This is a genomic window from Shewanella salipaludis, assembly GCF_012911865.1.
Taxonomy (GTDB): domain Bacteria; phylum Pseudomonadota; class Gammaproteobacteria; order Enterobacterales; family Shewanellaceae; genus Shewanella; species Shewanella salipaludis.
Map to the genome: position 1 here is coordinate 19,793 of NZ_JAAXYH010000009.1, position 25,029 is coordinate 44,821.

Genomic DNA, 25,029 nt, shown 5'->3' on the forward strand with positions numbered 1-25,029 from the left:
AGAATAAGAAAAGGGCTGCACGGTGTGCAGCCCTTTGGTTTTTGCCGTCTAGCGGGTCATCAGACCCGGTTGGACTCGGGGATTACTGAAAGCTCAGTTCCCATGAGTCTATGTAACCTGTGTCCTGGCTGGCACTGTCCACTGCCTTGAGCGACCAGGTGCCGTTCGACTCGACCCCAGTCATATCGGCTGTGAAGGTCTTGTTGATGTTGTCGGCACTGCCGCCGCTGTTGCTTTGCAGTGTGACGGCTTGGCCTGTAGGGCTAACCAGGCTCACTTTCAGATCACCTATGTAGGTGTGAACTATGTTGACAGTGACAGACACAGTACCTGAGTCACCGCTGCGGGTAACGCTGATAGGGCTGGTGATGCCGGTGCTGTTGTTGTCTGGGATGTTGTAGTTGTCTGTGTTGCTGTAAGTGGCCGGACCGCCGGTGCTGCCACCCGTGCTTGCGCTATAGCTGGCAAGCAGGTTGACATCGCTGAAGGCGGAGAAACCTTTGAGCATCACATAGTAGGTGCCGCCCTGAACGTTGGCATCTGCGATTGGGCATGACTCTGTGTTGCCACCCTTGTATGGACGGCAATCGTAGTCGGCCGTGGTTGGCGCAGTACCGAAGCGCACATACATGTCGGCATCACCCGAGCCACCGGACATGGCGAAGTTCAGCTTGGTGGCACCTTCGGGAACGTCGAAGGTGAAGTTGAGTTCTTCAGCCTTGGCGCCGGCGAGACCTGACTTGGTGACGCCATTTTCCAGTACGTTGCCGACCACAGGACCCGTAGGACCATCACAAGAGGCATCCAGATATTCCTTCGCCGCTACCGCATTGATCAGGCCGTAACCCGTTTGATCGTCACGACCCGCTACGCCCAAATCTTCAGCCGTGGCCTTCAATGCCGAACGCACCTGCGCCGCGCTACACTCTGGGTGATAGCTCCAGACCAGTGTCGCTACACCCGAAGCGTGTGGTGTCGCCATCGAAGTACCGTTGTAGTACTCATAGTTTTCGCCACCCGTGTTCGCCACAGTCGCGGTTTGACCGACTTTGGCACGCAGCGCCAGACCAGTTGCGCGGTCGACCGACATGGAAGGGATAGCTATCTCGCTGTTGGCATCGACCAGGAAGGGGTTTTGCAAACCAGGCAGGGCCGAGTTACTGAAGACGATGGCCGCGCTGGCTCCGGCATCTTTACAGGCCTTGACCGAGTTGATTTCCGGGTAGCTTGAACCTTGGTTGCCGACACGCTCGACCAGACAGATCTTGTTGCTCATGTTGCCACAGTTGAAGCTGCTGCCGCTGACGCTGCATTCTGCCAGGGTAGCAGTGACGCTGGCGTTGACAGGTGCCGGTGCATAGCTGGTGCCCGAGGGTACCAGGCGATTGTGGGGTACTACGCCGTCGTTGAAGTAAGACTGACCCCCGACATTGATGTCGGCCAGGCGACCCTCACCGCGAGTCACGGTCGAGAGTATGGCTTCACCCGGGGCTGAGATTTCAACTTGGTTGGTGTACTGGGAGAAGGCCGAGTGATCTTTGTGGTTGTCGACCGAGGCCACCGACATGACGGCATCGTAGGATGCAGGGTAGCTGTGGGTGCTGTTGCCCGCGTTACCAGCGGCGGCGATCAGCAATACGCCGTTGTTGTAGTGCGCCGCCAGGGCGTTGCGTTCTGTGGTGCTGGAACCGCTGCCACCCAGACTCATGGTGACTACGTTCGCGCCGTTGCTGACACAGGCGTCTACCGCACCAACCAGATCAGAGGAGTAACCCCAACCGGCTTCGTTGAACACCTTGATCACATGGATGTTGGCATTCTGGTTGGGCATCACCCCGACCACACCGTCACCGTTGGCGATGGCGGCTATGGTGCCGGCGACATGGGTGCCGTGGGCATTGTTATTGCCGGGCTCATACCAGTTACCCGTGCCCGAGTTATTGGTGCCTGTGACATTGTTGCCACTGAGTTCGCTGTGACTGCGATCATAGCCAGAGTCTATGATACATATGGTTCTGTTGCCTGCCTGGGCGTCGCTCAACATGGTCGCACCGACGAAGGTCTGGCCCCAAGGGGTGGTTTCGCTCAACAGCTGACGTGGCATGTCTTCTTCGACATATTCCACATCGCTCTGGGCGCGTAACGCCTCTATGCTGGCGGCATCGAGCTTGGCGGTATAGCTGTTGCTGCGACCCAGGCGTTTCATCTCCTTGGCCTTAACCTTGTTCAGGGCTCTGTGCTGGGCTGAAATTTCATCGGACTGGGGCTGATAGGCCATGGAGTTGATGTTTGCCGCTGCACTGGCGACCGAGGCCGCCTGGGCATTCTTGAACTTGACTATGTAGCGCTTCGGCAGCGGTGAATGTTGTGCCAGTTGGTTTTGTGCCTGGTGCAGGCCTTGAGGGGCTGCGGTGACAGCGGCCGAAATGGCCAGCGCCAGAGTGGACAGACTGAGCGCTATGCTGGTTGATTTTCTCATTGTCATACTTGCCTTCCATGTTACAGATCAGAATAAATCATTATTATTTGAAGTTTTGCCGAGTCACCATACCGTCCGGCGAGGTGACTCAGGGGAGTGAACTTAGCGCTAGCTGTTACTTATGTAAACCATTTGTTAACGGGATGCTGTTTGGTATTGATTGCTAAAGCTTTTGTTAATTTAGAATAAATATTCGAATTTACGCCTGGCATTGCGATGTTTCAGTTTTCGAAATGAATAGTTATTCATATCGCCATTATTGCGGGAGCGGACGCTGCAGTGACTGTACCATGGCGACTCGGTGATGATTTCGAAGCTAGTTGTTTGATAATATTACAAATTTAAACCACTTATTCCTATTTCGAATTTCTTATGCTACTTGGTTATTTGTTGTTGTTTTTATTCAGATTTATTCAGGATTTGTTCAGCTTTATCCACATGGGCGGGGGATAGGCCGGAGTGAGGCGCCATGGGACTTGGGGGATGAGCCACAGCCAAACGCCCGGGTTTGGCGATGGCGGTTTTTGCTGCGGATGTTAGCCAGTTGTCACCGAGGTTGCGCGCAATAAAAAAGCGCCGACGGCGCTTCTTATTTAGAATGTAACGATATTCAGAATGTCGCATTTGGGGGGGGCCGGGCGTTATGCCCGGCGGTCAAGATCAAGGCTTCTCGGATGTGGCGGCATGCTGCGACAGGCCTTCGAAGCCGCCACCATTATAGGTCTGGGTATAGCCTGCCGCTATGAGTGCCTCCTGGGCCTTGCCACTGCGTCTGCCGCTGCGGCAATAGAGGACTATCGGCGTATCCTTGGGGATGTTGCGAGCGGCAAACTCTTCGGCAACCTGCTGGAAGGGGATGTTAACCGCTTGCGGCAGATGCCCCTGGGAAAATTCTTCCGCGGTGCGCACATCCAGTACCATGGCGCCGGCATGGATTTTCTCCCAGGCGAGCTGGGGATCTTTCTCTGCTGCCAGGAGTGTCGGCGAGGCCGTCAGCAGCAAGCCCAGCAACAGCAGCTTGAACGCGGCCAGGGTACGATTAACAGCGAGTTTGAGATGGGACATGGGATATTCCTTCATAGAGATGTAGATGACATTTTTGCCAGTTCTGCTTCTGACTTTATCCCGAATTTACGCATTAGCATAGCCGCAGGACAAAAACCGCTGAAGGCACTCTGGAACAGGTTGGCGCCGACGAAGGCGGTAAACCAGATGAAGTTGGGGTGCACCCAGACTGTCAGTGCCAGTGATACCAATACCATAAAGCCGGCGAAGGCCATGACGCAACGTTCTAATGACATGTGAAAGCTCCTTACTGCCTGACATCCAGGCTAACTTGGGTTAATGGGCAGGCCGGCCACATCAGCTCGGCTCCGCGGTGGATTTATGGCGCATCAGGCTGAAATAGAGCACGGGGATCACTATCAGGGTCAGCAGGGTCGAGATCAATATGCCGAAGATGAGACTGATGGCCAGGCCGTTGAAGATGGGATCGTCCAGAATGAACAGGGAGCCTATCATGGCGGCCAGGGCGGTGAGCATTATGGGTTTGGCCCGCACGGCCCCCGAGTGGATCACAGCTTGCTCCAGGCTCACCCCGGCGGCCAGTTGCCGGTTGATGAAATCGACCAGCAAGATGGAGTTACGCACTATGATGCCGGCCAGGGCTATCATGCCTATCATGGAGGTGGCGGTGAACTGCGCCCCCAGCAGCGCATGCCCGGGGAGCACGCCTATGATGGTCAGGGGAATGGGGGCCATGATGATCAAAGGCACCAGATAGGAGCGGAATTGTCCCACCAGCAGGAAATAGATGGCCAACATGCCGACGCCATAGGCTATTCCCATGTCGCGGAAGGTTTCATAGGTGATCTTCCACTCCCCATCCCAATGCACTGCGATGGCATCGAGCCCTTTGGGGGCATGGATGTAATATTGCTCGAACCCGGGTCCGGTCGCCGAGTCCAGCTCCGCCGCAACGGCAAACATGCCATAGAGGGGACTGTCCGTCGGCCCGGCCATGTCGGCCACGACCATCACCATGGGCTGTTGATCCTTGTGAATGATGGGGGCATCTATCTTGCCCTTATGAATGGACACCAGGTCGGCAACGGCGATCTGTTGCCCCTGATTGCCCGGCAAGGTCAGTGCCAGCACTTGTTGCAGCTCGACCTTGGTGCCTTCCTGCAATGTCAGGCGGATGGGAACCGGTTGTTTCTGTTGCGGCAGATGCAGGTAGCCGACATCGGCGCCGCCAACCGAAGTGCTGATGAGTTCGACCAGGCTGGCATAGGAGACCCCCAGCAGGCTGGCCTTGCTCCTGTCTATGCTGATGCGCCATTGCTGCTGTTCGGCGGGCAGGAAGATGTCTATGTCGACCAGATCCTGGGTCCGGCGGAATAGGGCCTCCAGTTGATGGGCCGCCTGTTCCCGGCCGGCGGCGCTGGGGCCATAGACCTCGGCCAGGATCGGCGACCAGACAGGAGGGCCGGGCGGCACTTCGACCACCTTGACGTTGGCGTCATAGGGTTCGGCCAGGCGCTGCAATTCGGCGCGCACCGCCAGCGCTATCTCATGGCTGTCTCTGTCCCTGTGATGCCTGTCGACCAGGTTGACCTGGATATCGCCCAGTTCGAAACTGTTGCGCAGGAAGTAATGCCGCACCAGGCCGTTGAAGTTCATCGGCGCATGGGTCCCGGCATAGAGTTGCAGTTGCTCTACCTCATCGACAGTCATCAGATACCGGCCCAGTTGCTGCAACAGTCGCTGGGTTTGCTCGACCGGGGTTCCTTCTGGCATATCCACCATGACCTGAAATTCAGATTTATTGTCGAAGGGCAGCATCTTGAGCACCACGAGTTTCCCCAGCGGCAAGGCCAGTGAGACGGTGATCAATGCCATGACGCCCAGGGCCAGCATGACTCTGCTGCGCCGGGCTGCGGCGCCCTGGAGGAAGGGGCCGAGCAAACGCCGGAATAGCCGCGCCATGAAAGACACGTCCCCTGGGGTATGTGCCGTCATGGCATGGGGACGCAGCCATTTGCGGCTCAGCCAGGGGCTGATCACGAAGGCGACGGCCAGAGAAATCAGCATCCCCATGCTGGCGTTGATGGGGATGGGGCTCATGTAGGGACCCATGAGGCCGGACACGAAGGCCATGGGCAGCAGGGCGGCGATCACCGTCAGGGTCGCGAGTATGGTGGGGCCGCCTACCTCATCGACGGCGGCCGGTATGAGCTCGGTCAGGGATTTCTTGCCCATGGCCTGGTGCCTGTGAATGTTCTCCACCACCACTATGGCGTCGTCGACCAGAATGCCTATGGAGAAGATGAGGGCGAACAGGGATACCCGGTTGAGGGTAAAGCCCCAGACCCAGGAGGCGAAGAGAGTGGCGGCCAGGGTGATGATGATGGCAATGCCGACCACCAGCGCCTCACGGGCCCCCATGGTCAGCAACACCAGCAGCACCACGGCAGCTGTGGCAAATATCAGCTTCAAGATCAGGGTGTTGGATTTGTCTGCCGCGGTAATGCCATAGTTGCGTGATACCGTGATCTGCACATTGGCGGGAATGAGCCGGTTGCCAACCTCAGCCACCCGTGCCAACACCTGCTTGGCAACGTCGACGGCGTTCTTGCCCTGTTGCTTGGCGATGGCGATGGTCACAGCAGGGTAACTGCCCTGGCGGTTTTGATGCCAAACCCCTTGGCTGGGGATGTCACTCTTGAGGCTGATGTCGGCGATGTCACTCAAATACACGGGCGCTGCGCGATTATCCGGGCCGGGATAGAGACCGACAACCAGGTTGTTCACATCGTCCGGCGTCTGCAGGAATTGCCCTGCCTGCACCTTGATTTCCTGGTTGTCCTGCACCAGCGACACAGGCATGCCGACGCTATTATTGTCTGCCAGACGCTGTTTCAGCTGAGCGTAGTTGAGTCCATAGGCCGTCAGCTTTACCGGATCCAGGCGCAGGTTCAGCACCAGTTCATGGGCTCCCAGGGTGGTGATTTCCTTGGTGCCGGGAATGCGTTTCAACTCTGTTTCCAGGCCCGAGGCGACCCGGGTCAGGTGTTCGGCCGTGACCTTGGGGTCCTGCGACCAGAGGGTCAGGCCGACGATGGGCACATCTTCTATGCCCCTGGGTTTGATCTGGGGCTCACCGACGCCGGCCGCCAGCGGCAGCCTGTCCATGTTGGAATAGAGCTGGTTATACAGCCGGACTATGGCGTCGTTACGGCCGACGCCCACCTCGAAGACGACGATGAGCAGGACACCGCCTGGTTGGGAGAAGGAATATAAGGTGTCTATGCCGTCGATTTCAGAGATCAGCTGCTCCGCCGGGCGGGTGACCAGGTTTTCGACCTCGGTCGGCGCCGCGCCCGTGAAGGGAATATAGACATCGGCGAAGGTGACATCTATCTGTGGCTCTTCTTCCTTGGGGGTGATCACCAGGGAAAACAGCCCTAACAACAATGCCAGCAATGCCAGCAGCGGCGTGAGGGCGCTGGTCTGGCAGGCGGCGGCAATCCTGCCGGATATGCCAAGAGAAGCGGATGTTGGCGTCTGATTCATGGATGACCTCTGAATGTGCCTGCCGGCGGTTAGTCTTGTGTCTTGGCCGGGTGTGTGTTGGCCAACACCCGCGAGGCATGGACGGCGATGACGTCACCTGGATTGAGGCCGGCGAGTATTTCCACTTCATCACCGTTCACCTGGCCCGGGCGCACCTGAACCAGCTCGAAGTCATCGCCCCGTTTCAGGTAAACGCCACTGAGTTCATAGTGACTGAGCAAGGCGCTCGTCGGTATGCTGATGCCCTGGGTCTGGGCTATGACGAAGGCCAGCTTGGCCCAAGCTCCCGGCGTGAGCCCTGGCTCATTCTCAGGCAATGGCATGCGCAGCCGATAACTGTGGCTGAGGGGATCGGCGAAGCTGAATAGCCTGGATTCGCTCGAGGCGTATTGACGGCCATCGGCCAGGGTCAGCCTCACTTCTGCCGCCTGCTTGAGTGCCGTGGCGTAGCGTTGGGGTACCTGGGCCACGGCCCGCATCTTAGCGGGCGAATAGCCTGCCATCAGAGGTTGTCCGGGAGCGACTGTCTCACCCAATTGGACAAATCTCTGGCTGACGATACCGCCGAAGGGCGCGGAAACTATGGTGTATTTCAATGATTCTGTGGCCTTGACGACTCTGGCCTTGGCCACACTGACGGCCTGGGTGGCGGATTTGGCCTTGGCGGTGGCTTCATCCATGGTGCCGCGGGAGATGGCCCCCTGGGGGAATAGCGCCTTGTAGCGTTGGTATTGGGCCTGCAGTTCCTGATCCTGAGCCAAGGCCGCGGCATAATCTGCTTCGGCGCTGGCCAGCTCGGCGCCTTGCTCCTTGCTGGTGATTTCCAGCAGCGCGGCGCCGGCGGGAACCTGGTCGTCGACATCATAGTTGAGCCTGATGATGCGCCCCGAGGTTTGTGCCGAGACGGTGGCGGCATTGACAGGTTCCAGAATGGCATCCAGCGTCAGCCAGCGCGACCTCGTCTCGGATGTCAGTGTGAGGGTTTCCAGCTGGGCAGCGGCATGAGCCTGGGACCAGAGGATGGACAGCAGGCTGATTAACACTGAGAGTGAGGCGGTGGTACGCATAGCACTATCCCCGATTTAAATAAGATAAATCTAATGTACCATGGGGCAGCGGCCGACTCAATCCATTAGTAAAATCTAATTTACTGTGGCGAGACCCATATCTTGACCCATGCCGGCCTATTCATAATAGCATCAGTCATTTAAGTAGTAGGTCAGAGTAGAGACAATTCTGATCTGTTTGATTTGTGGGGTGCTGCTGTCCCTGTCTGAGATGGCAAACTGCCCCTGACTGGCATGCTTGATCTTGCCCAGGCGTGAGTCTGAATCCTTGGCGAATTTCTCCGCAACCTGGCGGGCATTTTGCGTCGCCTGCTGCACCATGGCGGGTTTGACCTCATTCAAGCCGCTGAAGATAAACTCGGGTTTGCTGTCGTAGTCCTGGCCGGAAACGGCTATGCCTTCCTTGACGAGATTGACCATGTCCTTACGGCTCTTGAGCAGCAGCTCCACCTTGTTGGTGTACAGCGACAGGCTGACCCTGGCGGCATACCGATACTTCACATTGGGATCCACATAGCCCTGAGCCTGCCGGTCTTCTATGGCCGGCAATGTCAGGCTGATCTCCTCCTCACTGAAGCCCTCTTGCTTGAGAAAGGCGACCACTCTGTCGGTCTTTTGCTGCACAGTGTCATAGAGGCTGGCGAGATCGTTATCTACCTGGGTAAAACGTATCGGCCAGATAGCCAGATCTGCCTTGACCTCACGCTCCGCCAGGCCCTTTACCGTGACGGTACGTTCCATGGCCTTCATCTGGAGTAAGGCGTCGGCGGCGCTATGACCCAATAATGCCAGGCCGAGGCAGATCAGGGCGCCGAGGATAAAGGCGGGCAGGGAGTTTTTTTGCATGTCAGAGCTCCATAAATACTTGTGTTTGAAGATGGGTTTTCGGGGATATCAGTTATTGTCGTCGTCCGGGACTTGCCACAGTTCGACCTTGTTGCCATCGGGATCCATGAACCAACCGAAACGGCCGAATTCAGAGTCTTCGCTGGTCCCTACGACTTCGGCGCCGGCATCGGCAACCTGCTGCAGCGCCTGCGTCAGATCGTCGACGATGAAGTTAAACATGAAGTCTTTGCCCGAGGGGGCGAAGTAGTCGCTCGAGTGGGCGAAGGGGCTCCATACGTGGTAGCTGTTACCCGGCAGTCCTGTGTGGGCGAAGGCCGCGCCGCCCCAGTCTTCCACGGGCAATCCCAGGTGAGTCTTATACCAGGCCGCCAGGGCCACGGGATCGGCACTCTTGAAAAAAAGTCCTCCTAAACCAATTACTTTTGCCATGAGCTATCTCCTGTTCATCGAAGTTTAACTGTAGCAACAAACTGGCTGGAGATAAAAGTGTCAATCTTGCCCATGGCTGAACGCCCAGACAAAAAAGCCGTGCAATGCACGGCTCTCTCACTTACATCAGGCTGACTTCAGCTTAGAACTGATAGCTGTACTGCATGGAGTAATACATGGCACTCGATTCTGTGGTGGCATTCACTGGCCCGGCGATGGCGCTGTACTCTATGAGATCCACCTGCTGGCCTTTGACAAAGGCAATACCCAGATCCAGGGTGCTCTGTTGGCTCAAGCGGTAGCTCATACCGGCCGTGTACCAGTTGCGGTCCGAGTCTGGGATAGACAGCGAGCTGAGTTGGTCCACTACGCCCTGATCGTGCATGTAACCGGCGCGAACCGTCCAGTTATCGTCGATGCTGTAAGTGCCGCCGACACTGAATAACCAGGAATCTTTCCATTGGTATGACTTCAGGGGTTGGGTCACGCCGGTCGCGATTTGAGTGCCGTTGGCTGGGCCACCGACAAGGGTCGCCGTGCCGTTGTTCGCGGTGATCTCTTCGAAATCACCCCATTTGGTGAATTGCGCCGTGTAGTGTACGGCGAATTTCGCATTCAGCTGGTGAAAACCTGCAACTTGGAAGATATCGGCCAATGGCACGTCCAGATCTTCGAAGTCCAGCATCACGTTTTGCATCCCCAGCCCAGGAATGTCTTTGGTCGTCATGGCCGTGGTATCGCCTTTGACCGTGACTGTCGGGCTGAAACGGTAGCTGATACCTAAGCGGTTGTCCTGGTCGAGTTCCAGGGTCGCACCCAGTATGCCGCCAAATCCCCAGCCGTCTGCGTCCACATCGACCAAGGGCGTGCTGCCCGCATTACGGGTCAAGCGGCCTTCACCATATACGGCGTCGATACCCGCACCGACACTGAACATCTCGTTGAAGCGATATGAGATGCTGGTGTTGAAGTTGACCGTGGTCACCTCGGTTTCGCCCAGCAAATCGAATGGCGCCGCCGCCTGGTTCTTGGACAGTGAGCTGGTGTCTGTGCCTGTACCGAAGTTGGAGAAGGCCGCGAAACCTAAGGCAATCTTGTCATTCACAGGGTGAATGTAATAGAAGTTAGGGATGACTTTGCCGCTGCCGGCATCGTCTATGCTGCCCAGGTCGATCGCGCCGCCGGCAAAGTTGACGTCTTTCACATCGACCTGAACGTCGGCGTAGGTTAAGCCAAGGGAGAGTGAACTCTTATCGAACAGGGCCATGGCGGCCGGGTTGCGTGCCAGCACAGAGGCGTTATCGGCGATCACTGCATCACCGGCGAAGGCGCGGCCTATGCCCGTGGCGGATTGGCTGTTGAGTTGGAAACCGGCCGCCATGGCCTGTGAACTTGCGAGTGCGACAGATACCGCTATGAGTGTCTTGTTGAATGTTTTCATTATTATCTCTCTGTTATAGGTGTCAGATCTTGCCCTAGGGTGACCCCAAAAAAAATCCATGGGCAAAACCAACTCGTTAGACCAGTGCATAGTAGGGAGGGGGTCACTGGCTAACAACTCCGACCAGATGAAATACTTGTTATTTTTTAGTTAATTATCTCAGGCTGACCCCGGGCTGAAAAATAGCCATGGATTGAATCCTTCGAGGTGACACTCGCGCCGCTGGCGTTTGTCCAGAACGGCTTATTTGAAACTGGGTTAATGAATTGTAAATCTTGCTGAAACAAACTATTACATCAAAAAATAACAGCGCACCCGGGTGCGCTGTTATTGCCATCGAAAGCCTGTCTGTCGCCTCAGGCAGAGGCTCAGGCCCGGCTTAGAGCCGAGCCTTGAAGCGCGCGAAACCCGAGCGGATCTCGGCGCTTGCCGGTGAGATGTGGCTGAAGACTATGCCGGCCAGCGTCGCCAGCAGGAAACCTGGCAGGATTTCATAGAGGTCGAAAATACCGCCACTCAGTTGTTTCCACATCACGACAGTGATGGCGCCCACCAAAATGGTGGCTATGGCACCGTTGCGGCTATAGGCCGGCCAGAACAGCGAGAGTATGACCACGGGGCCGAAGGCGGCACCGAAGCCGGCCCAGGCATAACTCACCAGGCCCAACACGCTGCTGTCAGGATTGAGGGCGATCACCCCGGCGATCAGGGCTATGGTCAACAGGCCTATTCTGCCGACCAGCATCAGCTCCTTGCTGCTGGCCTTGGGCCTTATCCATTTCAGGTAGAAGTCTTCCGTGATGACGCTGGAGCATACCAACAGCTGAGAGTCTATGGTGCTCATGATGGCCGAGAGGATGGCGGCGATCAGCAGGCCGGCTATCCAGGGATTGAAGGCGGCCTGTGCCAGATGGATGAAGACGGTTTCAGGGTTTGTCAGTGGCTCGGTGGCGTAATACAGGCTGCCGGCTATCCCTGTGGCCAGGGCGCCCGCCAGCGAGAGCCACATCCAACTCATGGCGATGCGGCGTGACAGTGGCAGGGCATCCACACTGCCTATGGCCATGAAACGCGACAGGATATGGGGTTGGCCGAAGTAACCCAGGCCCCAGGCCAGCAGGGATAACAGGCCAATAGTCGTGGTCTTGTCACTGAGCAGTGACAGCATGGCAGGTTCCAGGCTGTCGATGCTGGCATGGGTATCCGGATGACCGAAAATGGTCACAGGCACGAGCAACAGGGCGATCAGCATCAGGCAACCCTGGAAAAAGTCGGTCCAGCAGACGGCGAAGAAGCCGCCGATGAAGGTGTAAGACACTATGATGGCGCTGCCAACCACCAGTGCCAGGCGGTAATCCAGGCCGAAGACTTTCTCGAACAAGATGGCCCCGCCGACCATGCCGGAAGAGGCGTAGAAGGTGAAAAATATCAGGATGGTAACGGCCGATACCAGGCGCAGCAGGCCCTTGGTGTCGGCGAACCGCTTCTCGAAGAAGTCCGGCAGCGTCATGGCGTTATCCGCCAGTTCGGTGTAGATCCTTAGCCGTTTGGCGATCAGCAGCCAGTTGAGCCAGGCGCCCAGGACCAGGCCTATGCCGATCCAGGCCTCCCCCAAACCGCCCAGGTAGACGGCGCCGGGCAGACCCAGCAAGAGCCAGCCGGACATGTCGGAGGCGCCCACGCTCAAGGCGGTTACCGCCGGCCCCATCTTGCGGCCACCCAGAATATAGTCATCGACCGTGTCCGTGGCTCTGTAGGCCCATAAACCTATGCCCATCATGAGCAGCAGATAGCCGACGAAGGTGATGAGGATAGGGGTTTCTATTGTCATAGTGGCACTCGAATATTCTGATGATTGTATTGAATGCCACGAATGCTAACAGATGCTCGGCCAAGATCCCAATAAGGTCTTAATTATGCTGGAGGTTTGACCAGTGGTGAGCCTTCGCTCACCACGGCAGGCGGGGCTTAAATAAAGGTTTGTGTGATTTCGGCTTTGACATAGTCGAGATCGGCTTGTCGTTCACCGACTAACAGTATGTAGCTACCACCGCGTTGGAAGCCCATGCCTTGGTATTCCTTGTCGGCGAAGTTGGCTTCCAGCAGCATGCGATCTTCCTGCGGCACCAGGAAGGCAGTGACCTTGTTTTCGGCCCCCTGCATGACCAGATGCAGGCTTTGGACCCCCTGGAAATCGCAATAGGACAGGTAATACACCTTACCCGGTTGCGCACTAAACTTAGCGCCGCCCAAGGTCTTGAATGCCGCCAATTCAGCATTGATCTGTTGGACACCGACATGCTGATCCACGACCAGGGCCACGGTCTCGTGATGCACATGGGCCAAGGCATGCTCGCCCAGGTCCACGGGGGCGATGCGCAGCAGACTGAAGCTGATGCCGACCACGAAGGCGACCGAGGCGACCATGGCCATCATGAAGCCCGTCTTGCGCTTCTGCTGCTGATGATGCTGCAGCTGTTGGCGCAGCAGGAGCTTGTCTGCCATGCCGTCGGGGATCTCCACCTTCAAGGCCTGGTCGAGCTTGCCATCCAGCTGCTTCAGCTCTTTGAGGAAGACCTCTCTGTCGGGGTTGTCCTGCAGGGCCTGAAGAAATTCAGCATCCTGGCTATTGGGTTCGCCATAGGCCTGACGACGAAATTGCAGTTCATCCATTGGATTGACCTCTGACTGTGGATTTTTCTAACACTTCTTTCAATTGGTTGCGGGCACGAAACAGCCGGGTCATTACCGTGTTGCGATTCAGGTCCAGTAACTGGGCGATCTCTTCGCCGCTGAACCCCCCTATGAGCTGCAGCAGCAGAGGCTCACGATATTCGATATCCAGCTTGCCTATCTGACGCCTGAGCAGGTGTTGCTCGACATTCTCTTCCGTGCTGGAAGAGAGGACATCGACCAGCTGCTCTTGTTCTACATCCGAATAGTCGAACTGCTTGCGCTCGAAACGCCGGGCATTTTCCCGGCGCAGGATAGTAATGAGCCAGGCCTTGGCGGCCTTCTCATCCTTTAAGGAGTCCAGCGAGCGCCAGGCCCGCAGGAAGGTTTCCTGGGTGATGTCTTCGGCCACGTGCCTGTCGCCGCAGAGCCAATAGGCATAACGGAAGATGTCGCCATGCATGGCTCTGACGAGGCTGTCGTATCGTCTTTGTTTACTTAGCATGTCAGATATGACCGTGGGATCAGATTTTTTCTTGCGAAAGCTATCGAACATTTTTGAATTTCTTAATTCGCGAATGTTCAATAGCTTAAATCTCTCGGCCCGAATAGCAAGCCCGTGAGACCAAATCTAGGGATTTAGTTCATTGAGGGCCGAGAGGGGGCGATTGCGGCTGTGCGGGCTATAGGACGCGAGCGCGCCGAGCAGGGCGGCGGAGTCGAGTGCCTTGGGGCTTTTGCCGTAGGCCGCCGACTGCAATTGCTTGATGGCCTTGGCGAAATCCGCTGACAGGGCGGCGATCTCTTCCAGGGTCATGCTCTGGCCATGGAGCCGGCTCATGTGGGTCTGCAGGCGGGAGAGGATCTGGCCGGCATCGGCCCTTTTGCAGGCATCCAGCAGCTGGCGATGACTGTCGGGCTTGGGGGCCCGGGCCGGTTTGGCCTCAGCGGCGGAAGAAGCTTGCTTCTGGTTCGCCAGCGCCTTGCGCCATAACACCAGGGTCGTCAACCACAGGAGGGCGAATGCCAGGCTTACCCAGGGCCAGAAGCCGGCGCTGCCTGACTCGACTTGGCCCTGGAGGGGGACGGCCGCGACGGCCTGGCCTGCGGCGACAGTGACGGTACGCGCCGGCAGGCTGGCAAACTCCTGGCGTTTCAGATGCGGATTCCACCATGGGACCCTGACCTCGGGCAGGGTATAAGTGCCTGCCTTGGTCGGCACCAATGCCGAGGTGATGCTGTATTGGGACACCACCTGGGCGTTGCGCACGAAGGTCTGACGCTGGGGTTTTTCCGGATAGGACTTGAATTCGGCCGGCAGCGGCGCCGTTATCTCAGGCAGGCTGTTCTCATCTGCGTTGGATGCCAGCAGTGTGATGGTGCGGGTGATGGGACTGCCGACTTCGAACTTGTCCTCTGTCTCGGGCCAATCCTCCTTGAGCAGCACAAGATCTGCGACCAGCCATTTGCCCTGGAAGCCGGCTTCCGTTGGCTCTATCTGCAGCGTCTTGGTGGGCGACTTGGTCTGCATGGGCCGGCTCTCGTTGAAACCGAACATGCTGCCACGGCGCTGGCTCTCTACCAGCACATCGCCGGAGAAACTGGCGCCGCCTATGCTGAGCTCCCCTGGCATGTCGGGGATGATGCCATAGGTGCGCTCTATCACCCGGAAACGGCGGCCATCGACGATCTCGCTGCCATCCTTATCTTCGCCTATCTGCTTGATCTGTGCGCCTTCGAGCACGGGCGCACTCAGGACCCCGCGTTGCAGCTCCACCGCCAGATACAGCTTGACCCTGTAGGTGATCAACTGGCCGACGTAGGCCTCATCGCTGGAGACGCTGGTCTCGATGAAGAGATCTTTGGTCTGCGGCGCCTGGCTGCCCTTAGCGACGACGTTCAGGGGAATGGCATTGGAACTGACGCCGTCAATCTTGAAGGCCGGGATCATGAGTTTGCCGCTGCGCTTGGGTGACAGCAAGATCTGCCAGCGGGTTTCCTTGCTGGCATCGAAATTCATGATCTGGGTGCTGCGGCTGACACTGGTGCGACCGACGATAAAGTCCTTCAACAGGCTGGCGGTATCCAGCTTGCCTGCGTCCAGTTCATCGTCGGCACGAATGTTGAGCACTAAGTATTCGCCTTCCATCACAGGATTGCGATCCACCGAGGCCTCCAGTTTGCTCATGGCCAAGGCTTGGCTGGGTGCCAGCAGCACCATCAGCAGCAGGATAAAAAATTGTCTGATTACCACTGTTCATTATCCCCGGGTAAGTTGCCGCTTTGGCGGCGTTTCTGATATTCCAATTGCATCTTGTTGCGCAGCAGCACCTGAGGATCTTCTATGACCCCCCTGAGTGCCCGCTCCATGTCGGCCGGCAATGGCTCATCCGTCATCTGGCTGGCGGCTATGCTGGCCTGTTCCCCCGGCTCTCCTGCCTCGGCACTTTGGGCTTGACCCGATTGGGCGGCCTGTTGCTGCGCTTCGGTCTTGGCCTGTTCGTCCCCGGCTGCAGAGCCTGCTTGTGCCTGCATTTTGGCCTCGTTATTGGGGCTGGCCGACTCGCCGGCTTGGCCCGAGGCGCCCTGATCTTGCTGATTGGGCTTATCCTCATGTTGACTCCCGCCCTGAGCATCCCCGTTTGCTTGCTGCTCTTGCTGCTTATCGGCGGATTGAGCGGCTTTTTCCGGCTCGTCATCCTGCTGTGAGCCGGCTTGCTCTGATGCCTGTTGCTGACGCTGATTCTCGGGGTCCTGGTCTTGGGCTGCCTGCTCTTTATCGGATTGGCCAGCGTCCTTGTTGTCCTGGTTCCCCTGGCTGTCTTGCTTAGCGTCTTTGTCTTTATCTTTATCTTTGTCTTTGTTTTTGTTTTTATTCTTGCCCTTGTCCTTATTCTGGTTTTTATCCTGCTGCTGTTTGGCTTGCTGCGCCAGTTGCTGCGCCAGTGCCAGGTTTTGCTCGGCCTCGGGGAAGTCCGGCTGCTTGGCCAGTGCCTGTTGGTAGCGTTTGATGGCCTGCTCCGGCTGCTTGAGCTGCATCAGGGCGTTACCTTGGTTGTACAGGCCCCGGGCGCTGGCGTCTTGCTCGAAGTGTTGGAGCGCCTGCTGGAAATTCCCCGCCTTGTATTGGGCGCTGCCCTGCCAGCTGGGATCTTCGAACCGCGCGGCGGCATCGGCATAGTTTCCGGCCTCGAAGGCCTGCATCCCCTGTTGATCCCTGTTATGCCACAGATCTTCCCAGACGCCGGCCTGCGCCGGGGTGGGTGGCGTGAGCAGGACCAGCAATACCGCAGCGACCAGACCGTGGCGGAAGCTCAGCAGCAAGGGCAATAGTAACAGCAGCGCCAGGAAGGGGCCGAGATCTTGCCAGTTCTCACCTCTGAGTTCCGTCGCCTTGGCATCGCCTTCGGTGGCTAACCAGGCGTTGAGGTGCTGCAGATCCTGGCCATCCGAGGTGACCTGGAAGAGCGCGCCCCGGTTGGCCTGGGCCAGGCGTTGCAGCAAGCCATAGTCTGTGGTGGCGATCACTACTTCGTTGGCATTATCCCGCAGCAATTGGCCGTCGGGCAGGCGGATGGGCGCGCCCTGGGCACTGCCGAGCGCCAGGACTGCGAGGCGGTACTGGCTGCCATCCAGAGCCTTGTTGGCTTGGCTGAATTGTGCCTGGCTCAGGCCATCCGTGAGCAAAATGATATCACCGCGCAGATGGCCCCCCTGTGCCAACAATTGGCTCGCCTGACTCAGGGCGGCAGCGAGGTTGGAGCCGCGCACCGGCATGATATCCGGGGTCAGGGTCGGCAACAGGTTGAGCAGGGTGGCGCTGTCCCGGGTCAGTGGACTTATGGTAAAGGCATCACCTGCATAGGCGATGAGACCCGTCTCACCTTCCTTGAGACCGCGCAACAGGTCGGTGGCGCGGAACTTGGCCTGGGTCAGGCGGTTGGGTGCCAGATCTGTGGCATACATGGACAAGGACATGTCCATGATGACGACCCGGCCCTGTTCCGTGGCAAACACCGGCAGGGTTTGCTTGGTCACAGCCGGGCCGCTCAAGGCCAGGACGGCGATGAACCAGGATGAGGCCAGCCACCAGAGCCTATGTTGTCGCGCTTGGCTGCCCTCGGTTACCAGGACTCTTGCCAAGTGCGGCGCTATGTAGCGATTCCAGGCCGAGCCCTGGCCATGGCTGCGCCATAGGCCGAGCAGCAACAGCGTCAGTGGCAGCAGCGCCAGGAACCATTCGGGGCGGATGAAGTGCAGTGTCATGAATTGCGTCTCCCCTGGGATAACTTGGATTGCGCCCGGGATGGCAGGCGGAATTGGAACCGGGGCAGATGACTGAGTGCCAGCAGGGCGCTGATGATGAGCATCAGTGCCAGTGGCCAGTAGAATAGCTCGGCTTGGGGCCTATAGCTGAGTTGATCCCGGCTCACAGGCTCCAGCTTGTCGATTGCCTGATAGATCTGTGCCAACTCTTCGCTGTTGCGGGCGCGGAAGTATTTCCCCTTGGTGGTCGCGGCCAGGGCCTTGAGTTGCGCCTCGTCCAGATCCATGGAGGGGTTGACCCGCTCGCGGCCGAATAGGGTGCGGCGCTCCATCACCTCGGCGCCGACGCCTATGGTGTATAGGGTGACATTGCGCTTGGCGGCGATGCTCGCCGCCTGCTCAGGCTCTATATTACCGGCATTGTTGGCGCCATCGGTCAGCAGTATGAGTACCCTGTTGCTCTCTTTCATCTTGTCGAAACGTTTCACCGCCAGGGCTATGGCTTCGCCTATGGCGGTTTGCTTGCCCACCAGACCGATTTGCGCTTCCCGTAAAAATTGCGCCACCGAACGCCTGTCCTGGGTCAGGGGGGCCTGCAGGTAGGCGTGATCGGCAAACAGGATCAGCCCCAGCCTGTCGCCCTTGCGGCGTTCGATAAATTCGCTCACCACATGCTGCACCAGGCTGAATCTATCCACTGTCTTGCCTGCGACCACCATGTCTTCTATCTGCATGCTGCCGGACAGGTCTACCGCCAGCATGAGATCCCGTCCCTGACTCGGCAGTTCTATGGGCTCGCCCAGCCACTGGGGGCGGGCCACGGCTAACACCAATAACCCCCAGAGTAACCAATAGGCGTTTCTCGACCCGGATGGCGCGCGGCCGCTCGACAGTTTGCCGCTCTGGGCTATGCCGGGCAATTGCAGGCGGGCACCTTCTTCATGCTGGGTGTCTTGACGGCGCAGCAATAAGGGCAGGGGCAGCAGGAGCAGCAGCCAGGGCCAGTAGAGGGTTAACATTTAGCCTCCTGCTGCGCATTTTGTGGGGCATTCTGTGACACATTGACCGCCGACTGTCCGGGCACTGATTTCTCGTGCTTAGCCGGTTTGCTTGCCCGTGTGTTGATCTTGGGCAGGGCCGTCTTGAGCCAGGTGTGTGCCAATTCGGCCAAGGCCAGGGTTTCATCTTCCGACAGGGGCTCGGGCCTGTGGCGTTTTGCCAATAGCGGCCCGAGTTGGCCGCGTTTGGCCTGTGTTAAGGCGCCGTCGAGCCAATCGGACCAGGCCTCGCCATCCAGGGAGGCGACTGAGGTTCTTGGCAGGTAACTCAGGGCGGCGCGTTTGAGCAGGCCGTTGACCCGACTGGCATAGTCTGGCGCATGCCTGTCGAGGGCGGCGAGCAAACTCAATGCCGCCCGTTGCGCCGCCCTGGCCCGGAAGCGTCGCTTGCACCAGAGAAACAGGCCGGCGAGGGCGAGCACGGAGACGATGAGCAGCAGCCAGTAGCCCGGGGCCGGCGGCCAGAAGGAGACAGGCTCCGGCAGCTTGATATCCTGCAATGCTGCCAGCGCCGGATCGGTCATGGATTGAGGAGCTGAAGTTGTCATGGTTAACGTAATGATTCCAGTTGGTCGGCCAGTAGCATGCCGGCATCGAGCCTGCGGGTGCGGACCTTGAGTTGTTGCATCATATCGATAAAGCCCTGCTGCTGCATCGCTTGTTCCGTCAGCCAGGCATCGTAGCTGCGACGGGTCAGAGTCAGGTTTTTATTGCCGTCACGCACGGGTAGCCGGAAGTGTTTCGGCAGTGGCAAGGTGCCCTGGCGCAGGGGATCTGTGACCAGGAAGGCGCCTATGTCGCAATGGCGCTTCAACTCAGTCAATGGTGCCAGACAGGCGTCGGAGAAGTGGGCGCCATCGCTGATGATCCAGATAAGCGAGCCAGGTTTGGCGATGCGTTGCAAGCGCTGGCAGGCGCGGAAAATATGCCCGGGATCGTTCTGGCCTGCATCCAATTGCTTGAGCTGGTTGGCGTGTACCCGTACCAGCGCCGAGATCAGCTGCAATATGCCCTGACGCCGGCTGCGGGGCTTGAGCTCCACATGCTCTGTCTCTGTGGCGATCAAGGCGCCGAGCCGGTCTCCATGGTTGATGGCATTCCAGCCCAGGGTGGTCGCCAGATGTGCCGCCTGCACGGATTGCAGCAGCAGGCTGGAGCCGAAGTAACTGCTGTGACTGAGATCCAGCAATAACAGAATAGGGCGTTCACGCTCCTCGACAAAGAGTTTGGTATGGGCCTGACCGGTACGGGCCGTGACGCGCCAGTCTATGGTGCGCACATCGTCGCCATTCTGATAATGGCGCACCTCGGCAAACTCCATGCCGCGGCCCTTGAGCAGGCTGCTCCTGTGGCCGGCCTGGTTGGCGCGGGCACGACTATGGCGCTCGGGCAGGGCGCGGGCGATATTCTGGCACGCCAGCAGTTCCCGCTCACACAAGTGCAGGCCGTCGGCGAATAAAGGCAGTAAGGTATTACTCATATCTATTTACCGGCGCTAAGGGACTGCCACTAGGTTGAGGATGTGGCTTATCACCCGATCCGGACTCACGCCTTCGGCCTGAGCCTGGTAGCTGAGCAAGAGTCTATGTCTGAGCACGTTGGGGGCCACCGCCTGTATGTCTTCGGGGGAAACGAAGTCGCGCTCGTTGAGCCAGGCGCGGGCGCGGGCGCAGCGCTCCAGCGAGATGGTGGCTCTGGGGCTGACGCCATAGTCGAGCCATTTGGCCAGCTCGTCGCTGTAACGCTGGGGCTGGCGGGTCGCCATGACGATTTCGACCAGGTATTTCTCCAGCGGTTCGGCAAGGTAGATCTCCATGGCCTCATCCCTGGCGGCAAACACGTCTTTCTGGGCTATGGGATCCATCTGCGGCAGCTCATGACTCAGGGCTTCGCGGCGGGATTGACGCAATATCTCAAATTCGGTTTCGGCGCTCGGATAATCCAGATTCAAGTGCATCAGGAAGCGGTCCAGCTGGGCCTCGGGCAGGGGGTAGGTGCCTTCGTTTTCCAGCGGGTTCTGGGTCGCCATCACCAGGAACAGAGGGGGCAACTTGTAGCTGTTTTTACCGACCGTGACCTGGCCTTCGGCCATGGCTTCGAGCAGCGCCGACTGTACCTTGGCCGGAGCACGGTTGATCTCATCGGCCAGGATCAGGTTATGGAATATGGGACCGGCCTCGAATTCGAAGGTGCCTGTCTGGGCGCGGTAGATGTCGGTGCCGGTCAAGTCCGCCGGCAGCAGATCCGGGGTGAACTGAATGCGGTGGAAATCCCCCTCGACCCCGTCACACAGGGCCTTGACGGCGCGGGTCTTGGCCAGCCCAGGAGGGCCCTCGACCAACAGATGGCCATTGGCAATCAAGGCGATAAGCAGATTTTCGGTCAGAACTGGCTGCCCTAAAACAACCTGGTTTAAATAAGCTCGTAATGCATGAAATCGACTCAAAGGCATGATGCTACTCGTTTTATTGACTGTGATGGCTGTAGACAACTGTTATGGTAAATAATTCCCTCCGGGTTTGGCTAGTGTTAAAAAAACAAACAGGTGTTTTAAACTTGTCGACAAGAAGTTAGAATCGGATCACACTTTAATGGTCAGACCTGTTATAGCTGAGCATTGAGCAGCAAGAGTGCAGGTCAAGCATGGAAATCGACAGCGCCGCTTAATTAACAAGGCGATAGCGCACATAAAGAGGGTGACAAATGAGTGACAGACAACAGGTAACCAACGCCAGAGGCGAGCGCATTGCGATTGTGGCCGGCTTGAGAACGCCCTTCGCCAAACAAGCGACCGCCTTTCATGGGGTGTCGGCATTGGACATGGGCAAGATGGTGGTCAATGAGCTGCTGGCGCGTTCGGAACTGGATCCTAAGCTGATAGAGCAGCTGGTCTATGGCCAGGTGGTCCAGATGCCAGCGGCGCCCAACATAGCCCGTGAAATCGTCTTGGGTACCGGCATGAATGTCGCTACGGACGCCTACAGTGTCACCCGCGCCTGTGCCACCAGCTTTCAATCTGCGGTGAATGTGGCCGAGTCCATCATGACGGGCAACATAGAGATAGGTCTGGCCGGCGGCGCCGACTCCTCATCCGTGTTGCCTATCGGCGTGTCCAAGAAACTGGCCCATGCGCTGGTCGATCTTAACAAGGCCCGCAGTTTCGGTCAGAAGCTGGCGATCTTCCGTCGTCTTGGCCTGAAAGATCTGTTGCCTGTGCCGCCCGCGGTTGCCGAGTACTCCACCGGCCTGTCCATGGGGCAGACCGCCGAACAGATGGCCAAGACCTATAACATCAGCCGCGCGGATCAGGATGCGCTGGCACACAGATCCCATACCCTGGCGACCCAAACTTGGGCCTCGGGTCATCTGCGTGACGAAGTCATGACGGCCCATGTGCCGCCCTACAAGCAATTTATCGATCGCGACAACAACATAAGAGAAAACTCTGTGCTCGAGTCCTACGCCAAGCTGCGGCCGGCCTTCGACCGCAAGCATGGTTCTGTGACGGCGGCCAACAGCACGCCGCTGACCGATGGCGCCTCGGCCATCATTCTCATGAGCGAAGGCCGTGCCAAGGCGCTGGGTTATCAGCCCATAGGCTACATCAAGAGCTATGCCTTCAGTGCCATAGATGTATGGCAAGACATGCTGATGGGGCCTTCCTATGCGACGCCGCTGGCATTGAAGCGCGCCGGCATGGAGCTGGAAGACCTGACACTTATCGAGATGCACGAAGCCTTCGCCGCTCAGACGCTGGCGAACATGCAGATGTTCGGCTCGAAGAAATTTGCCGAAGAGAAACTCGGTCGCAATCGCGCCATAGGCGAAATCGACATGAGCAAGTTCAACGTCCTCGGCGGCTCGCTGGCCTACGGCCACCCCTTTGCGGCCACGGGCACCCGTCTCATCACTCAGGTATGTCGTGAGTTGAAGCGTCGCGGCGGCGGTACCGGCCTGGCAACCGCCTGCGCCGCCGGTGGTTTGGGTGTAGCCATGATAGTGGAGGTGGAGTAATGAATATGGAAATAAGCATGGAAAAGACCTTCAGTTTGAGCCGCCGCGATGACGGCGTTGCAATACTCACCATGGACGTACCAGGTGAGACAATGAATACCCTCAAGTCGGCATTTGCCGACGAGATCTCCGGTTTATTGCAGGAGATCAAGGCAGATGGCAGCATTCGCGGCTTGGTGTTGATTTCCGGCAAGCCGGACTCTTTCGTGGCCGGGGCCGACATTTCCATGCTTGATGCCTGCCAAACGGTCGCCGATGCCAAGGCCTTGTCGCAGCAGGGACATAAGGTATTCGCCGAGCTCGAGGGGCTGAACATTCCTGTGGTTGCCGCCATTCATGGTGCCTGTCTCGGCGGTGGCCTGGAGCTGGCGCTGGCCTGTCATTTAAGGGTATGCAGCGACGATAACAAGACCATGCTGGGGCTGCCTGAGGTGCAACTTGGGCTGTTGCCGGGGGGCGGCGGTACCCAGAGACTGCCTCGTTTGGTGGGGATCACCACGGCCCTGGACATGATGCTGACCGGCAAACAGATACGTCCCAAGCAAGCACTGAAAATGGGCTTGGTGAACGATATGGTGCCCGAGTCTATCTTGCTGCGCACCGCGGTGGAGATGGCGCTGGCCGGTAAACGTCAGTCCAAAGTTGTGAATAAGTCGCTGGTCAACAAGCTGCTCGAAGGCACGGCCCTCGGGCGCAACATCATCTTCGATCAGGCGGCGAAACAAGTACTGAAGAAGACCCAGGGGAATTATCCTGCGCCCTTGAAGATCATCGACTGTGTGCGTCAGGGCATGGCCAGAGGCATGGCGCAGGGACTCGAGGTCGAGGCCAGTCATTTTGCCGAGCTGATGATGTCTAAAGAGTCGGCGGCGCTGCGCAGCATCTTCTTCGCTACCACTGAGATGAAGAAAGAAACCGGTGCCCCTGGGGTCGAACCCCGTAAGGTGAAAAAGGCCGTGGTGCTCGGCGGCGGCCTGATGGGCGGCGGCATCGCCTCGGTGACGACCACCAAGGCCAAGATCCCGGCGCGGGTGAAGGACATCAACGACAAGGGCCTGAGCAATGCACTGGCCTATGCCTACAAGCTGCTCGACAAAGGCGTCAAGCGCCGCCACATGACGCCTGCCGCCCGTGACAGCCTGATGGCACTGATGACCACTACCACAGAATACACAGGCGTCAAGGATGCCGACATAGTGGTCGAGGCAGTGTTCGAAGACTTGGCCCTCAAGCATCAGATGGTCAGAGACATAGAGCGTGAGTGCGGCGAGCAGACAATTTTCGCCTCCAACACTTCGTCTCTGCCCATAAGTCAGATTGCCGAGGCGGCGAGCCGGCCGGAAAATGTCATAGGCCTGCATTATTTCTCACCGGTGGAGAAGATGCCGCTGGTGGAAGTGATAGCCCACGCCAAGACCTCGCCAGAGACAATAGCGACCACAGTGGCCTTCGCCCGCAAACAAGGCAAGACGCCGATAGTGGTACAAGATGGTGCAGGTTTCTACGTCAATCGTATCCTGGCGCTGTACATGAATGAGGCGGCGCAGCTGCTGCTCGAAGGCCAGAGCGTCGAGCATCTGGATAAGGCGCTGGTGAAGTTTGGCTTCCCGGTGGGCCCAATGACCCTGCTCGATGAAGTCGGCATAGACGTAGGCGCCAAGATCTCCCCCATCCTGGAAAAAGAGCTGGGCGAGCGCTTCAAGGCGCCGGCCGCCTTCGACAAGCTGCTGGCAGACGGCAGGAAAGGGCGCAAGAATGGCAAAGGCTTCTATCAATATGCCAACAACAGCAAGAAGATTAAGCCGGTGGATGAGACTGTCTATGGCGTGCTGGGCATTACCCCGGGGGCCAACAAGGCTGCCGCTGCGGTCGCGGAGCGCTGCGTGGTGCAAATGCTCAACGAAGCCGTGCGCTGCCTGGAGGAGGGGATCATCGCCTCTGCCCGCGATGGCGACATAGGCGCCATCTTCGGTATCGGTTTCCCGCCTTTCCTGGGCGGACCATTCCATTACATAGATAGCCTGGGAGCGGACAAGCTGGTCGCTATCCTCGAGGGGTACAGCAAGCAATTCGGTGATAGATTCGCGCCCTGTGAGCGCCTGAAGGCCATGGCTGAGAGTGGGGAACGTTTCTTCTAATCCGGCTTAACATCATGTAGAAGCTTAAAAAAACGGCATT

General features: G+C 58.0%; 19 protein-coding genes. 2 read left to right on the top strand and 17 right to left on the bottom strand.

The features are described 5' to 3' along the window. Window positions 1-82: 82 nt before the first annotated feature. The 17 genes from HC757_RS12725 to HC757_RS12805 form a co-directional block, all read right to left on the bottom strand. On the bottom strand, window positions 83-2,485 hold the full coding sequence (locus HC757_RS12725) for a S8 family serine peptidase (protein ID WP_169564757.1): 2,403 nt from the start codon (window positions 2,483-2,485) through the stop codon (window positions 83-85). Window positions 2,486-3,139: 654 nt separating this feature from the next. Then, the gene (locus HC757_RS12730; protein WP_169564758.1) at window positions 3,140-3,544 is read right to left on the bottom strand and encodes a rhodanese-like domain-containing protein; all 405 of its coding nucleotides are present in this window, start codon (window positions 3,542-3,544) and stop codon (window positions 3,140-3,142) included. An 11-nt stretch (window positions 3,545-3,555) separates the two neighbouring features. Continuing rightward, window positions 3,556-3,780 carry a YgaP family membrane protein gene (locus tag HC757_RS12735; protein ID WP_169564759.1) on the bottom strand — a complete coding sequence of 75 codons (225 nt, stop codon included), beginning with the start codon at window positions 3,778-3,780 and terminating at the stop codon, window positions 3,556-3,558. 61 nt (window positions 3,781-3,841) lie between these two features. Then, a complete protein-coding gene (locus tag HC757_RS12740) occupies window positions 3,842-7,054 on the bottom strand; it encodes an efflux RND transporter permease subunit (protein WP_169564760.1) in 3,213 nt (1,070 codons plus the stop codon). A 29-nt stretch (window positions 7,055-7,083) separates the two neighbouring features. After that, window positions 7,084-8,121 carry an efflux RND transporter periplasmic adaptor subunit gene (locus HC757_RS12745; RefSeq protein WP_169564761.1) on the bottom strand — a complete coding sequence of 346 codons (1,038 nt, stop codon included), beginning with the start codon at window positions 8,119-8,121 and terminating at the stop codon, window positions 7,084-7,086. Between the two features lie 132 nt (window positions 8,122-8,253). Continuing rightward, window positions 8,254-8,967 (bottom strand): SIMPL domain-containing protein, encoded by a 714-nt coding sequence (locus HC757_RS12750; protein ID WP_169564762.1) that lies wholly within the window; start codon window positions 8,965-8,967, stop codon window positions 8,254-8,256. A gap of 48 nt (window positions 8,968-9,015) precedes the next feature. Further along, window positions 9,016-9,399 carry a VOC family protein gene (locus HC757_RS12755; protein ID WP_169564763.1) on the bottom strand — a complete coding sequence of 128 codons (384 nt, stop codon included), beginning with the start codon at window positions 9,397-9,399 and terminating at the stop codon, window positions 9,016-9,018. Between the two features lie 142 nt (window positions 9,400-9,541). Continuing rightward, window positions 9,542-10,840 carry an OmpP1/FadL family transporter gene (locus tag HC757_RS12760; RefSeq protein WP_169564764.1) on the bottom strand — a complete coding sequence of 433 codons (1,299 nt, stop codon included), beginning with the start codon at window positions 10,838-10,840 and terminating at the stop codon, window positions 9,542-9,544. A gap of 379 nt (window positions 10,841-11,219) precedes the next feature. Beyond that, on the bottom strand, window positions 11,220-12,671 hold the full coding sequence (gene putP, locus HC757_RS12765) for a sodium/proline symporter PutP (protein ID WP_169564765.1): 1,452 nt from the start codon (window positions 12,669-12,671) through the stop codon (window positions 11,220-11,222). 137 nt (window positions 12,672-12,808) lie between these two features. After that, entirely contained in the window at window positions 12,809-13,513 is a 705-nt protein-coding gene (locus tag HC757_RS12770; RefSeq protein WP_169564766.1) for a DUF3379 domain-containing protein, read from the bottom strand. Next, on the bottom strand, window positions 13,506-14,069 hold the full coding sequence (locus HC757_RS12775; RefSeq protein ID WP_169564767.1) for a sigma-70 family RNA polymerase sigma factor: 564 nt from the start codon (window positions 14,067-14,069) through the stop codon (window positions 13,506-13,508). Before HC757_RS12775 ends, HC757_RS12770 begins: the two co-directional genes overlap by 8 nt. Before the next feature lie 75 nt (window positions 14,070-14,144). Continuing rightward, complete coding sequence (locus tag HC757_RS12780; protein WP_169564768.1) at window positions 14,145-15,767, bottom strand: BatD family protein; 1,623 nt, start codon at window positions 15,765-15,767, stop codon at window positions 14,145-14,147. Continuing rightward, window positions 15,761-17,779 carry a vWA domain-containing protein gene (locus HC757_RS12785; RefSeq protein WP_169564769.1) on the bottom strand — a complete coding sequence of 673 codons (2,019 nt, stop codon included), beginning with the start codon at window positions 17,777-17,779 and terminating at the stop codon, window positions 15,761-15,763. The genes HC757_RS12780 and HC757_RS12785 overlap by 7 nt, the downstream gene beginning before the upstream one ends. Beyond that, window positions 17,776-18,798 carry a vWA domain-containing protein gene (locus tag HC757_RS12790; RefSeq protein ID WP_169564770.1) on the bottom strand — a complete coding sequence of 341 codons (1,023 nt, stop codon included), beginning with the start codon at window positions 18,796-18,798 and terminating at the stop codon, window positions 17,776-17,778. Before HC757_RS12790 ends, HC757_RS12785 begins: the two co-directional genes overlap by 4 nt. Continuing rightward, entirely contained in the window at window positions 18,792-19,385 is a 594-nt protein-coding gene (locus HC757_RS12795) for a DUF4381 domain-containing protein (protein ID WP_169564771.1), read from the bottom strand. The genes HC757_RS12790 and HC757_RS12795 overlap by 7 nt, the downstream gene beginning before the upstream one ends. Before the next feature lie 2 nt (window positions 19,386-19,387). Continuing rightward, on the bottom strand, window positions 19,388-20,317 hold the full coding sequence (locus HC757_RS12800; RefSeq protein WP_169564772.1) for a DUF58 domain-containing protein: 930 nt from the start codon (window positions 20,315-20,317) through the stop codon (window positions 19,388-19,390). 15 nt (window positions 20,318-20,332) lie between these two features. Then, the gene (locus HC757_RS12805) at window positions 20,333-21,289 is read right to left on the bottom strand and encodes an AAA family ATPase (protein ID WP_169564773.1); all 957 of its coding nucleotides are present in this window, start codon (window positions 21,287-21,289) and stop codon (window positions 20,333-20,335) included. A gap of 251 nt (window positions 21,290-21,540) precedes the next feature. Between HC757_RS12805 and fadI the strand changes: the two genes are divergently transcribed. Together fadI and fadJ are read left to right on the top strand one after the other, a co-directional pair. Next, window positions 21,541-22,851 (top strand): acetyl-CoA C-acyltransferase FadI, encoded by a 1,311-nt coding sequence (gene fadI, locus HC757_RS12810; protein ID WP_169564774.1) that lies wholly within the window; start codon window positions 21,541-21,543, stop codon window positions 22,849-22,851. A gap of 17 nt (window positions 22,852-22,868) precedes the next feature. Beyond that, window positions 22,869-24,989: a fatty acid oxidation complex subunit alpha FadJ gene (gene fadJ, locus HC757_RS12815; protein ID WP_169564775.1), complete on the top strand. Its 2,121-nt coding sequence runs from the start codon at window positions 22,869-22,871 to the stop codon at window positions 24,987-24,989. The last annotated feature ends 40 nt before the right edge of the window (window positions 24,990-25,029 follow it).

Coding starts and splice junctions, on each gene's coding strand:
- putP (WP_169564765.1), bottom strand. CDS start 12,671: ATGACAATAGAAACCCCTATCCTCATCACCTTCGTCGGCTATCTGCTG.
- HC757_RS12805 (WP_169564773.1), bottom strand. CDS start 21,289: ATGCCTTTGAGTCGATTTCATGCATTACGAGCTTATTTAAACCAGGTT.
- fadI (WP_169564774.1), top strand. CDS start 21,541: ATGAGTGACAGACAACAGGTAACCAACGCCAGAGGCGAGCGCATTGCG.
- HC757_RS12775 (WP_169564767.1), bottom strand. CDS start 14,069: ATGTTCGATAGCTTTCGCAAGAAAAAATCTGATCCCACGGTCATATCT.
- HC757_RS12755 (WP_169564763.1), bottom strand. CDS start 9,399: ATGGCAAAAGTAATTGGTTTAGGAGGACTTTTTTTCAAGAGTGCCGAT.
- HC757_RS12800 (WP_169564772.1), bottom strand. CDS start 20,317: ATGAGTAATACCTTACTGCCTTTATTCGCCGACGGCCTGCACTTGTGT.
- HC757_RS12795 (WP_169564771.1), bottom strand. CDS start 19,385: ATGACAACTTCAGCTCCTCAATCCATGACCGATCCGGCGCTGGCAGCA.
- HC757_RS12730 (WP_169564758.1), bottom strand. CDS start 3,544: ATGTCCCATCTCAAACTCGCTGTTAATCGTACCCTGGCCGCGTTCAAG.
- HC757_RS12740 (WP_169564760.1), bottom strand. CDS start 7,054: ATGAATCAGACGCCAACATCCGCTTCTCTTGGCATATCCGGCAGGATT.
- HC757_RS12785 (WP_169564769.1), bottom strand. CDS start 17,779: ATGACACTGCACTTCATCCGCCCCGAATGGTTCCTGGCGCTGCTGCCA.
- fadJ (WP_169564775.1), top strand. CDS start 22,869: ATGGAAAAGACCTTCAGTTTGAGCCGCCGCGATGACGGCGTTGCAATA.
- HC757_RS12760 (WP_169564764.1), bottom strand. CDS start 10,840: ATGAAAACATTCAACAAGACACTCATAGCGGTATCTGTCGCACTCGCA.
- HC757_RS12725 (WP_169564757.1), bottom strand. CDS start 2,485: ATGACAATGAGAAAATCAACCAGCATAGCGCTCAGTCTGTCCACTCTG.
- HC757_RS12770 (WP_169564766.1), bottom strand. CDS start 13,513: ATGGATGAACTGCAATTTCGTCGTCAGGCCTATGGCGAACCCAATAGC.
- HC757_RS12750 (WP_169564762.1), bottom strand. CDS start 8,967: ATGCAAAAAAACTCCCTGCCCGCCTTTATCCTCGGCGCCCTGATCTGC.
- HC757_RS12790 (WP_169564770.1), bottom strand. CDS start 18,798: ATGTTAACCCTCTACTGGCCCTGGCTGCTGCTCCTGCTGCCCCTGCCC.
- HC757_RS12735 (WP_169564759.1), bottom strand. CDS start 3,780: ATGTCATTAGAACGTTGCGTCATGGCCTTCGCCGGCTTTATGGTATTG.
- HC757_RS12745 (WP_169564761.1), bottom strand. CDS start 8,121: ATGCGTACCACCGCCTCACTCTCAGTGTTAATCAGCCTGCTGTCCATC.